The organism is Pseudomonas sp. GD03903 (genome assembly GCF_029840045.1).
GTDB lineage: Bacteria > Pseudomonadota > Gammaproteobacteria > Pseudomonadales > Pseudomonadaceae > Pseudomonas > Pseudomonas pseudonitroreducens.
Genome location: NZ_JAOCBT010000005.1, coordinates 401019 through 411751, shown reverse-complemented (window position 1 = coordinate 411751; position 10733 = coordinate 401019). Strand labels below are relative to the sequence as shown.

The following is a 10733-nucleotide window of genomic DNA, read 5'->3' as shown; positions in this document are numbered from 1 at the left end:
CTAACGGTGCGCAGGAAGGGGGAGGTCCTCATCCCGGTTCTCTTCTCAGGAGAGGGGGCAGTCCGAGCCGACTGACGCGAAGGTTTGATCCTGCACCGAACGGTCTCCTCTCCCTGAGGAGCGGGGCGCGCAGCCAGGGCTAAGGTGAGGGATGGCTCAGGCGCAGAGGTATCTCGTAGGAGCGGACTCCGTCCGCGATCGCTCTCCGGCGACGCTGGGGCTACCGACTGAAAATCGCGGACGAAGCCCGCACCTGCGCGTCCTGGTGCTGCGCGGTGGGATTCAGCTCAGCTGCTGCAGCAGGTCGCGCACCTTGTCCAGGGCCGGGTCGATGTCCAGCGTGTCGATGGCGCCGAAGCCGAGCAGCAGGCCTTCGCGCGCGGGTACATGGTCATAGAAGGAGGCCAGCCCGTAGAGGCCGACGTCGACCTTGCGTGCCAGCTCGGCGAGCAGCGGCACCTTGATGGACGTGCGGCACAGCGCCGTGAGGTGGAAACCGGCCACCGAGGGCACTGTTTCCAGCCAGGGCGCCAGATCGCCGGCAAGGCGTGCGAGGATGCGCTCGCGGCGCCCGGCATAGATGCCGTGGCAACGGCGGATGTGCTTGAGCAGATAGCCCTCGCCGATGAACTTGGCCAGCGCCCACTGTGGCAGCGTCGAGCTGTGCCAGTCGGAAATCTGTCGAACGCGCACCAGCGCCGGAAACAGGCTCGGCGGCGGGATCAGGTAGCCCAGGCGCAGCTCCGGCAACAGCACCTTGGAGAAGGTTCCGATATAGGCCACGACGCCATGGCGGTCGAGGCTCTGCAGGGCGTCGGTGGGGCGGCCTTCGTAGCGGAATTCGCTGTCGTAGTCGTCCTCGATCACCAGCGCGCCCAGCTCCAGCGCACGCTCCAGCAGGGCTTCGCGGCGTGCCGCGCTCATCGGCATGCCGAGCGGGAACTGGTGCGAAGGCGTGGTGTAGATCATCCGCGTCCCGTCGGGAATCAGGTCGACGCGAATGCCCTCGGCGTCCACCGGAACGCTCGCCACCTCCGCGCCCAGCGTCTGGAACAGCAGGCGTGCCGGCGTGTAGCCAGGGTCTTCCATGGCCACCCGGTCGCCGGGGCGGAGCATCACGCGGGCGAGCAGGTCCAGCGCCTGTTGCGCGCCATTGCACACCAGCACGTCGTCCAGCGTGCAGTTGACGCCGCGCGCATAGGCGACGTGCCGGGCGATGCCGTCACGCAGCGGCGTGATGCCTTCGGGGCGGCTGTAATGGCCGCGCTGGCCGGTCATCTGGCGCATCGCGTGGTTCACGCAGCGGCGCCATTCCTCCTGGGGAAACTGCAGCTGGGTGGTGGCGCCGCCGATGAAGTCGGCGCGTGCCGTGCCCTCGTTGCCGGGGTGGCTGAGACGGGTGTTGAGATTCGCCCAGCGCTCGATGTTGTCCTGGCTGGCGAACCTTGCGCCATCGCGGCGCCGATCCGGGCGCGCGGCACGGGCGTTGACGAAGGTGCCGCTGCCGATCTTGCCAACCAGCACGCCTTCATAGGTGAGTTGTGCGTAGGTGTCGGAAATGGTCTTGCGTGAAATGCCCAGTTGCTCGGCCAGCAGGCGGCTGGGCGGCAGCCGTGTGCCGGGGGCGAGGCGGCCGGTGTCGATGGCTTCGCGCAACTGGCGATAGAGTTGACCGGCCAGGTCCTTCTGGCCATGGATGATCAGGTGCAGCTCCAAGGAAAGGCTCCGGCGGCTCGGGACTGATGGGCAAGCGTAGCGCCCGCACGCGGGGGCGGTGAAGCTGCGTGGCGGAAATAGGCCGAATTGGTCACCTGGCGAACTGGCCGTGGCGCGCACAATGGCGCGAAGCCTTTTACGGGAGCGTCGCCATGGAGCCTCGCCTGGATTACTACACGGCCTCGCCTGAAGCGCTCAAGGCGGTGCTGGCGCTGGAAGCCGCGATCTTCGACCTGTCCATTGAAAAACCGTTGCTGGAACTGGTGCGCCTGCGGGTTTCCCAGGTGAACAACTGTGCCTTCTGCGCCGACATGCATGCCATGGAGGCGCGCCGCAGCGGAGAGACCGAACGGCGGCTGTTCGCCGTCAGCGTCTGGCGCGAGTCGCCGTTCTTCACCCCGCGTGAGCGTGCTGCGCTGGCGTGGTGCGAGTCGGTGACACTGCTCTCCGAATCCAAGGTGCCCGTGGAAGTCTTCCAGATCGCCCGCGAACAGTTCAGCGAGCGTGAACTGGTGGACCTGACCGTGGCCATTGGTGCGATCAACGTGTGGAACCGCCTGGGCGTTTCCTTCCGCCAGCAGCCGCCCGCCTGAGCCGCAGCTTTTTGTAGGAGCGAGCTTGCTCGCGAACAACCCCAGCTACGTGGCTGCCTGTTAATCCGTTCGCGAGCAAGCTCGCTCCTACACGTCCCGTGCTGTTTGAGGCAGGCGCAATGGCAGGCAGCACAGCGCACCCACCAGCAGAGCGCTGGCCGCCGCCCCCAGGGCTGGAATGAAACTACCGGTCATCCCGCGCAGCGCACTCGCGGCCAGTGGCCCGGCGATCTGCCCAACGCCATACAGCGCGGTCATCGCCGCCAGCATGTTGAAGCGCACCTGGCTGGCCACCGCGCGGGCCGCCGGCATGGCGATGGTCACTGTGCCCATGAAGCTGCCGCCCACCAGTACCGCGCTGCCCAGGTAAAGGAAGGCGGAATCGCCCAGGGCCGGCAGCATCACACCGACGGCCTGCACCAGCAGGTTCAGCGCCAGTGCACGGCGGCCGCCCAGTTTCAGGTGCAGGCGGTGCCAGAGGAAGCACGAGGGCGCCGCGCCCAGGCCGAACGCCGCCCAGACCTGCAGCGGGTCGATGGCGCCCAGGCCGCTCTTCATCAGCAATGGCAGGTAGGTGGCTGTGATGATGTAGCCGAAGCCGGCCAGGCCGTAGACCAGCAGGATGATCGGCGCGGACAGCTCGGGCACCTGCCCCGAACCGTTCGTTATGTGTTGCGGCATTGGCGGTGCTGCGCGACCCAGCGCAGGGGTGGCCAGTAACGACAGAGCCAGCCCGGCCAGCGCCAGCACGCACCAGATCGCGGCGCTGCCCAGGCCGAAGGCGTTGCCGGCGGCAATCAGTTCCGCCGAGACCAGGATGCCGACGCCCACGCCGGCGAACATCATTGGTGCGCCATGGCTTTCGCCCATGCTCTGCAACAGCCATTGCGCCGCGCTGACCAGCACCATGGCCGTGAGCACGCCGGCCAGCAGACGCACGCCCACGGCAAACCAGACCGCTGCCGGAATGGCCATGGCGGCGAGGGCGGCCAAGGTGCCGACCAGGGCGATCAGGCAGATGCGTGCAGCATGTCGTTCGTGGCTGCGCGCCAGCAGCAGTGCACCCAGCAGGTAGCCGGCGTAATTGGCCGACGCCGCCAGCGAGCCGCCGGTGACGCTGAGCACACCGTCGCGCACCATCAGCGGGTAGAGCCCGGTAAAGGCAAATCGGCCAAAGCCCATGCCCACGGCAAGGATCAGTGCCGCCGACAGCGCCGCGGGCAGGCGGAGTGCGCGGCTCACAGGCGTGCCTCCAGAGCTTCCCGCCAGCGTTGGAAGGCGCCGGTGGCATAGCCTTCGCGCCAGATCAGCAGGGTGTCCACTTCCAGCAGCGGCACCACTTGCAGGGCCGGCATATGCCGGTGCAGCTCCAGCACTGAACGGGGCAGCACGCCAAAGCAGGAACCGGCGTTAACGCAGGCGAGGATGCCATGGTACGAACCGACCTCCTGCACGGCGAGCGACGCTCCCTGCAACCAGCGCTCCAGCAACTGGCGGTAAGTGCAGCCGCGGGCGAAGCCCACCAGCGTGCGGATCTGCACATCCTCGGGCCGGGTTACCGGTGGGTGGTCGCCCGGCAGCACCAGCAGCAACTCCTCGCGGAACACCGGTTCGGCGCACAGGCCGCGCTCCAGCAGCGATTCGAAACCAGGTTCGGCGTGGAGGATGTCCGGATGGGAGATCAGCGCGCAGTCGAGCTGGCGGTTCAGTACTTCATTGATCAGCTTCTGGCTGTGGCCGGTGCTGATGTGCAGCTCCACGTCGGGATAGGCCCGGTGAAAGCGCGCCAGGATCTCCGGCAGCCGGCTGGCGGCGGCGGCTTCCATGCTGCCCAGGCGCAGGCTGCCGGTGGCGCTGCTCGGGTGCAGCGACTGGCGGGCTTCGGTGGCGAGGGCGAGCAATTGCTCGGCGTAGCGGAGGAACTCGCGGCCCTGGTCGGTCAGCGTCATGCGCTTGCCATCGCGCAGGAACAGCGCCGCGCCGAGGTCTTCCTCGAGCTGGCGAATGCGCGTGGTGACGTTCGATTGCACGCGCTGCAGGCGGGCGGCGGCGCGGGTGACGCTCTGTTCCTCGGCCACGCAGCGGAAGATTTCCAGGCTGGAGAGATCCATGATTAATCTTCAATAGAGAATATGTTGCGAAGAATAATCTCTCCATGAGATGTTGTGTCAAGCGTCAGCAAGCCAGGCGGCGATTTCGCCGGCACCGAAAACGAGGACCCCGTCATGCGCATTACCGAACTGCTCGGCATCCAGCACCCCATCATCCAGGCACCCATGGTGGGTGTGTCCACCCCGGCGCTGGCCGCGGCGGTTTCCAATGCCGGCGGCCTGGGCTCCATCGGCCTGGGCGCGAGCAGCGCGACGCAGGCCCGCGCGCTGCTGGAGCAGACCCGCGCGCTGACCGACAAGCCGCTCAACCTCAACCTGTTCTGCCACCGCCCGGCCGTGGCCGACGCGGTGCGCGAAGCGGCCTGGCTGGAACACCTGCGTCCGCTGTTCGCCGAGTTCGATGCGCAGCCGCCCCAGCAGATCAGCGAGATCTATCGCAGCTTCCTGGCCGATCCAGACATGCTGGAGTTCCTCATCGAGGCGCGCCCGGCGGTGGTCAGCTTCCACTTCGGGTTGCCGCCGCAGAGCTGGATCGATCGCCTGAAGGCCGCCGGTATCCGCCTGCTGGCTACCGCTACCTGCCTGGAAGAGGGTCGTGCCATCGAGGCGGCGGGCATCGATGCGATCGTCGCTCAGGGCTATGAAGCAGGCGGCCACCGCGGCGTGTTCGAGCCGGAGAAAGACGCGCGTATCGGCACCTTCGCGCTGGTCCGCACGCTGGTCAAAGGCACAGGCCTGCCGGTAATCGCGGCGGGTGGAATCATGGATGGGCAGGGCATGCGCGCCATGTTCGAGCTGGGCGCCGAGGGCGTGCAGATGGGCACGGCATTTATCGCCGCGGACGAATCCTCGGCCAGCGCCGCCTTCAAGGCAGCGCTGCGAGGCGAGCGGGGTGAGCGCACCGCGGTGACGGCGGCGATTTCCGGCCGCGCTGCGCGGGGCATGGTCAATCGGCTGTTCAGCGACGTCGGCAGTGCCGATGCGCCGGCGCTGCCGGACTACCCGATCACCTATGACGCGGCCAAGGCGCTGACCGCCGCGGCGACCGCCAAAGGCAACAGCGACTTCGCCGTGCAATGGGCCGGGCAGGGCGCGCCGCTGGCGCGGGAGATGCCGGCGGCGCAGCTGGTGGCGACCCTGATGCGCGAATTCCTCACCGGCACGAGCCTGTAGGAGCGAGCTTGCTCGCGAACCGCCTGACGCCAGCGCCGCCAGGCGCTCCGTTCGCGAGCACGCTCGGTCCTACAAGGGCCTGATCCCGGCGCCGGGTCGAAGCCATGCCTGAATCAGCGGGCGCTGACGGCCGCGGCAGGCTTCTCCCGCGGGCGCCAGAGTTCGGCCAGCAGTACACCGCCCAGGGTCAGGGCGCCACCGACCAGGTGATAGCTGGTCAGCCGTTCGCCCAGCACCACGGCGGCGATAGCGGCGGTCAGCACCGGCAGCAGGTTGAAGAACAGCGCCATGCGGCTGGGCCCCATGCGCTGCACGCCCTGCATCCAGGCCAGGGCGCCGACGATGGAGGCCAGCAGCCCGGCATACAGCACCAGCGGCAGGTTGGCGCTAGTCAGGCCGTGGTGCGGCGAGGCGATGTACAGCGGCGCCAGTGCAACGATCGCCACCAGTACCTGCAGGTAGAGCATCAGCAATGGCGGCAGGGGCAGGTTCCACTTCTTCAGCAGCACGCCATACACGCCGTAGGCGAGGGTAGCGACGATCATCATGCCGTCGCCCAGGTTCACGCCATGGCTGATCAGTTGCTGCGGGCTGCCCTGGGTGATCACCAGCAGCACCCCACCCAGCGACAGCAGCGCACCCAGCAACGCGGCGACGCTCAGTTTGTGGCGCAGCAGGATCGACGCCAGGGCGAGCGACATCAGCGGCATCAACGACAGGATGATGCCCATGTTGGTCGCCGAGGTGAGCGCCGCGGCGTAGTAGGCCAGGCACTGGTAGACGGCCATGCCGAGCAGGCCGAGGGTGATGATCTTGCCGAGGTTGGCGCGGATCACCGGCCAATGGGCGAGGGCAGCGCGCAGCAGGACGGGCGTCAGCAACGCACCGGCCAGCAGCCAGCGGAAGAAGCCGATTTCCGCCGGGGCGATCTGCCCGACGGCGAGCTTGTTGACGACGGTGTTGCCGGACCAGATGACCACGGCCAGCAGGGGGAACAGGTAATTCATGGGATTCTTGCGGGTCTCAAAGTGACGTCGGACGGGTTGCCTCTCCCTCTCCCCAGCCTCTTCCTGAAGGGAGCGGGAGGCGTTCCGCGCTCAGCTATTTTACGGCGCCAGCCGGCGGGCCTATGGCCGCCCGCTCACTCGGGACAGTCCGCTCTCCCTTTGGAGCGGGGCGCGTAGCCAGGGCTGGGGAGAGGGCGCTCCACAGATGGCAGCCATTTTCTCCTCGTCCGAATCCAGACGTATAATGAATACCGGACAATCCACCCCGGCATTCGGACATGACCCGCGTACTGCCTCTCCCGCTGCCCGACATCGACCGGCTGCCCGCCGATCTGTACTTCCGCTACGACGAATTCGACGCCGGCACCCATTCGCCCAGCCACCGCCACGCCTGGGGCCAGCTCAACTATGCGTCACACGGGGTGATGGAGCTGGAGGTCGATGGCCAGCGCTTCCTCTCGCCGCCGCAGTATGCCGTGTGGGTTCCGCCAGGGCTCGAGCACAGCTGCTACAACCGCCAGGCCATCGTCTATCGCTCGCTGTACGTGTCCGCCGAACTGGCGCGCGAGCTGCCGGCCGCGCCTTGTACATTGGCGATCAGCGATATCCTCAAGGCCATTCTTTCGGACTTCGCCACACGCCGCGTGAACCTGCCGCAAACCCCCGCCGACCTGCGCCTGGCGCAGGTCGTGATCGATCAGCTCAAGGCCGCCCAGCCCCACGACGATTACCTGCCTTACGCCAATAGCGGGGCGCTGGGGGAAGTGCTGAGCGCGCTGCAGGCCTCGCCGGGTGACAACCGCACCCTGGCGCAATGGGCCGAGCGCGTGCACAGCACCGAGCGCACCCTGGCGCGGACCTGCCAGCGGGAACTGGGGATGTCGTTCGGCGAATGGCGCCAGCGCCTGCGGTTTCTTGCCGCCATCGAAGCGCTGGCCTCGGGGGAAGGGGTGCAGCAGATCGCCTTCAACCTGGGCTACAGCAGCCCGTCGGCGTTCATCGCGATGTTCCGGCGGCTCTCCGGCACCACGCCGGAGCAATACCGCTCGACCTTCCGCGCCCTGGCGCAGGGCTGAAGATTCCCGCCTCGCGCGGCAAGGGCCAGCTGGGATCGGCTAAAAGCGCAGTTCAGGCGCTCTGAAGGAGCACGCTCCATCGGCCTGCAACGCCCCCTGGGCCGCAGATCGTGGACAGGCCCTCAGCGCTTGCCGTCTTCCAGGCTCTTCAGGGTCTTGCGGCAGTGGATCAGTGCATCGCGCACCATGAAGTTCACCAGGGTCGGGGACACGCCCAGTTCCTCGGCGATTTCCTTCTGCGTGCGGCCGTGCAGGCGGTACATCTCGAAGGCATAGCGGGTGCGCTCGGGCAGCGTCTGCAGGGCGCTGGAGATGGCTTCCAGGGTCTGCCGGTCCTCGTGCTCGATCTCCGGTGACGCGGACGGCGTGGCGATGTGCATGCCTTCTTCCTCGCTACCCGAGTAGCGCTTCTCCAGCGCCTGGCGGCGATACAGGTCGATGGCCAGGTTGCGCACCACACGCATCAGGTAGCCGCTCTGCGACTGGATGCCGGGAGTGAGGTCACTCGCATTGAGCTTGATGTACGCATCGTGCACCACGTCTTCGGCATGGCTGCGGCAGCCGAGGATGCGTGCGGCCGCATTGATGAAAGTCTGCCGGTGGGTAGCGAACAGCTCGTGCAGAGCAGGGCGCGACTCGGCGGGCATTGGCTTGGACATGCAAGGTGTTCCTATGCGGCGGCGGAGGCGGGGACGTCCACATGGGTTGAGGCGGTCAATCTAGATCAAATGATAATTATTATCAATTTATTCGGAAGAGTCCGACACTCGCTCTGGAACAGGGTTCCCACACGAGTGTGAAGATTTTTCGTTCGCATCCATTCGTCAGAACTCTCGACTTACAGGTGAAGGACAAGCCAGGAAATTTCGCCGGTGCATATCTTATGAGAATTAATCGCATCCGAGAACACTAACTATTTCATCGCCTCCCTCGTCTTCATGGCAGAGCTGGAAAACATCGGTAGTGGCCGGTGGCCGGCATTCCATACAGCTGAAGGAGAAGAGCGATGGCTTTCGATCGCGAAGATGCGGTTTACAAGGTGCTGGTCAATGGCGAAGAGCAGTACTCGCTGTGGCCGGACTACAAGGAAGTCCCGGCCGGCTGGCGCGAAGTCGGTCCGCGCGGCAGCAAGGCCGATTGCCTGGCCTACGTCGAGGCGAACTGGACCGACATGCGCCCGCTGAGCCTGCGCCAGAAGATGGACGGCCAGGCAGCGGGGCACTGATCCGTGCTGCGCCTTTTCTGCCTGCCATACTCCGGCGCCAGCGCCATGCTCTACGCCCGCTGGAAGCGCCAGCTGCCGGCCTGGCTCGAGGTCTGCCCGGTGGAGCTGCCCGGTCGTGGCCGACGCTTCGCCGAACCCCTGCAGACCGACCTGCGCGCGCTGGCCAGCCAACTGGCCGATGAGATCGCCGCCCGGCTGGATCAGCCTTACGCCGTCTTCGGCCACAGCCTCGGCGGCCTGCTGGCCTTCGAGCTGGTCCACGCCCTGCGCGAGCGCGGTCTGCCGTTGCCGCAGGCGCTGTTCGCCTCGGCAGCCTCCGCGCCGTCACGCCGCGACAGCCATCGTGAACTGGCCCAGGAGCAGAGCGACGCGCAACTGATCGAACGCATGCGCCGCCTGGGCGGAACCGCTTCCGCCGTTTTTGCCGATGCCGAAATGCTCGCCCTGACCCTGCCGGTGATGCGCGCCGATTTCCTCCTTTGTGGTCTCTACGACTACCGCCGGCACCCGCAGCTGACCTGTCCGATCCATGTGTTCGGCGGCAAGGGCGACCGGCTTTCGGTCGAGTCGCTGTCGGCCTGGCAGGACGAGACCTGCGCCGGTTTCTCCCTGGAGATGCTCGAAGGCGGGCACTTCTTCATCAATACCGACGAGGCGCGCCTGCTCGAGCTGATGCTCGGCCGGCTGCGCCTGCCTGGCCAGTCGACCAGCGCAGCGCTGGCCTGATCGATTCAAGCGGAGACCCCCGATGCCTACCTCCACTCTGTTCGATATCGCTCCCCTGGCTGAAGCGCGCGGCGGCCTGCCGTTGCTGGTGCAGGCACGCGGCGAGGGTATCGACCTGCTCGATGCCCTCGCCGAACTGCGCCCGCTGGTCGAAGAGCGCCTGCCGGTCTGCGCCGGCATTCTCTTCCGTGGTTTCCAGGTCGGCGCGGCGGAGCGCTTCCGCGAATTCGCCGCCGGCTTCGGTCACCCGCTGCTCAACTACGAATTCGGTTCCACGCCGCGCAGCAACGTCACCAGCGGCGTGTACACCTCCACCGAATACCCGCCGCACCAGCACATCCCGCTGCACAACGAACAGGCCTACACCCGCGAGTGGCCGCTGAAGATCTGGTTCTACTGCGTGCAGGCCGCGCAGAGCGGCGGCGAAACCCCCATCGCCGACAGCCGCGAAATCTACCGCCGGGTTGACGAAGGCATCCGCCGCCGCTTCAGCGAACGCGGGCTGATGTACACCCGCAACTTCGGCAACGGCCTGGACGTGGCCTGGGAGCAGGTGTTCAACAGCGACGACCCGGCTGTCGTCGAGGCCTATTGCAGGGCTCACAGGATCGGCTGGGAGTGGAAGGAAGACGGCGAGCTGCGCACCCGCCAGGTCTGCCAGGCCGTCGCGCAGCACCCGATGACCCGCGCCTGGGTGTGGTTCAACCAGGCGCACCTGTTCCACGTCTCCAACCTGCCGCCGGAAGTGCGCGAGAGCCTGCTGGAAATCGTCGACGAGGAAGACCTGCCGCGCAACGTCTACTACGGCGACGGCAGCCCCATCGAGACTTCGCTACTCGATGAAGTCCGCGGCGTGCTGGAGGAGGCCAAGGTGAGCTTCCCCTGGTACAGCGGCGACGTGCTGATGCTCGACAACATGCTGGCGGCGCATGCGCGCTCGCCGTTCTCCGGGCCGCGCAAGGTGGTGGTGGCGATGGCCGAGGGGCACGGGGCGGACGCCTGACGTGTCGGCTTGCACGGACAACTCCCTCTCCCTCTGGGAGAGGGCGGGGGTGAGGGAAATGGCCGGGCACCGAAGTCGCCGGTAGCACCCTCACCCTAACCCT

Annotated in this window: 11 protein-coding genes; 6 read left to right on the top strand and 5 right to left on the bottom strand. The window is 66.9% G+C overall.

Annotated elements, in window-relative coordinates:
- Window positions 1–282 precede the first annotated feature (282 nt).
- Window positions 283–1716, bottom strand: a complete 1434-nt coding sequence (locus N5C91_RS10900; protein WP_279829562.1) for a PLP-dependent aminotransferase family protein — start codon at window positions 1714–1716, stop codon at window positions 283–285.
- A gap of 152 nt (window positions 1717–1868) precedes the next feature.
- On the opposite strand from N5C91_RS10900, the gene N5C91_RS10895 reads away from it, so the two are divergent.
- The gene (locus N5C91_RS10895) at window positions 1869–2309 is read left to right on the top strand and encodes a carboxymuconolactone decarboxylase family protein (protein WP_236173351.1); all 441 of its coding nucleotides are present in this window, start codon (window positions 1869–1871) and stop codon (window positions 2307–2309) included.
- A gap of 87 nt (window positions 2310–2396) precedes the next feature.
- On the opposite strand, the gene N5C91_RS10890 is transcribed toward N5C91_RS10895, so the two are convergent.
- Window positions 2397–3551 carry a YbfB/YjiJ family MFS transporter gene (locus tag N5C91_RS10890; RefSeq protein WP_279829559.1) on the bottom strand — a complete coding sequence of 385 codons (1155 nt, stop codon included), beginning with the start codon at window positions 3549–3551 and terminating at the stop codon, window positions 2397–2399.
- Window positions 3548–4420 (bottom strand): LysR family transcriptional regulator, encoded by an 873-nt coding sequence (locus N5C91_RS10885; protein WP_279829557.1) that lies wholly within the window; start codon window positions 4418–4420, stop codon window positions 3548–3550. Before N5C91_RS10885 ends, N5C91_RS10890 begins: the two co-directional genes overlap by 4 nt.
- 114 nt (window positions 4421–4534) lie before the next feature.
- Here N5C91_RS10885 and N5C91_RS10880 point away from each other — a divergent pair, with 114 nt between their 5' ends.
- On the top strand, window positions 4535–5593 hold the full coding sequence (locus tag N5C91_RS10880; RefSeq protein WP_279829554.1) for a nitronate monooxygenase: 1059 nt from the start codon (window positions 4535–4537) through the stop codon (window positions 5591–5593).
- Window positions 5594–5706: 113 nt separating this feature from the next.
- Here N5C91_RS10880 and N5C91_RS10875 read toward each other — a convergent pair whose 3' ends face one another.
- A complete protein-coding gene (locus N5C91_RS10875) occupies window positions 5707–6600 on the bottom strand; it encodes a DMT family transporter (RefSeq protein ID WP_279829552.1) in 894 nt (297 codons plus the stop codon).
- A gap of 278 nt (window positions 6601–6878) precedes the next feature.
- Here N5C91_RS10875 and N5C91_RS10870 point away from each other — a divergent pair, with 278 nt between their 5' ends.
- Window positions 6879–7676 carry a helix-turn-helix transcriptional regulator gene (locus N5C91_RS10870; RefSeq protein WP_279829550.1) on the top strand — a complete coding sequence of 266 codons (798 nt, stop codon included), beginning with the start codon at window positions 6879–6881 and terminating at the stop codon, window positions 7674–7676.
- 122 nt (window positions 7677–7798) lie between these two features.
- Here the strand turns inward: N5C91_RS10870 and N5C91_RS10865 are convergent, their stop codons facing one another.
- Entirely contained in the window at window positions 7799–8335 is a 537-nt protein-coding gene (locus N5C91_RS10865; protein ID WP_236173345.1) for an RNA polymerase factor sigma-70, read from the bottom strand.
- A 347-nt stretch (window positions 8336–8682) separates the two neighbouring features.
- Between N5C91_RS10865 and N5C91_RS10860 the strand changes: the two genes are divergently transcribed.
- Genes N5C91_RS10860 through N5C91_RS10850 form a run of 3 tightly spaced genes read left to right on the top strand, consistent with a single transcriptional unit; the run spans window position 8683 to window position 10630 of the window.
- Window positions 8683–8901 (top strand): MbtH family protein, encoded by a 219-nt coding sequence (locus N5C91_RS10860; RefSeq protein WP_236173344.1) that lies wholly within the window; start codon window positions 8683–8685, stop codon window positions 8899–8901.
- Between the two features lie 3 nt (window positions 8902–8904).
- Entirely contained in the window at window positions 8905–9627 is a 723-nt protein-coding gene (locus N5C91_RS10855; RefSeq protein ID WP_279829545.1) for an alpha/beta fold hydrolase, read from the top strand.
- 22 nt (window positions 9628–9649) lie between these two features.
- Window positions 9650–10630, top strand: a complete 981-nt coding sequence (locus N5C91_RS10850; protein ID WP_279829544.1) for a TauD/TfdA family dioxygenase — start codon at window positions 9650–9652, stop codon at window positions 10628–10630.
- Window positions 10631–10733: the final 103 nt, after the last annotated feature.

Bases quoted from the DNA above. Each gene is read 5' to 3' on its own strand.
- N5C91_RS10850 (WP_279829544.1), top strand. From the start codon at position 9,650: ATGCCTACCTCCACTCTGTTCGATATCGCTCCCCTGGCTGAAGCGCGC.
- N5C91_RS10875 (WP_279829552.1), bottom strand. From the start codon at position 6,600: ATGAATTACCTGTTCCCCCTGCTGGCCGTGGTCATCTGGTCCGGCAAC.
- N5C91_RS10865 (WP_236173345.1), bottom strand. From the start codon at position 8,335: ATGTCCAAGCCAATGCCCGCCGAGTCGCGCCCTGCTCTGCACGAGCTG.
- N5C91_RS10880 (WP_279829554.1), top strand. From the start codon at position 4,535: ATGCGCATTACCGAACTGCTCGGCATCCAGCACCCCATCATCCAGGCA.
- N5C91_RS10860 (WP_236173344.1), top strand. From the start codon at position 8,683: ATGGCTTTCGATCGCGAAGATGCGGTTTACAAGGTGCTGGTCAATGGC.
- N5C91_RS10885 (WP_279829557.1), bottom strand. From the start codon at position 4,420: ATGGATCTCTCCAGCCTGGAAATCTTCCGCTGCGTGGCCGAGGAACAG.
- N5C91_RS10895 (WP_236173351.1), top strand. From the start codon at position 1,869: ATGGAGCCTCGCCTGGATTACTACACGGCCTCGCCTGAAGCGCTCAAG.
- N5C91_RS10870 (WP_279829550.1), top strand. From the start codon at position 6,879: ATGACCCGCGTACTGCCTCTCCCGCTGCCCGACATCGACCGGCTGCCC.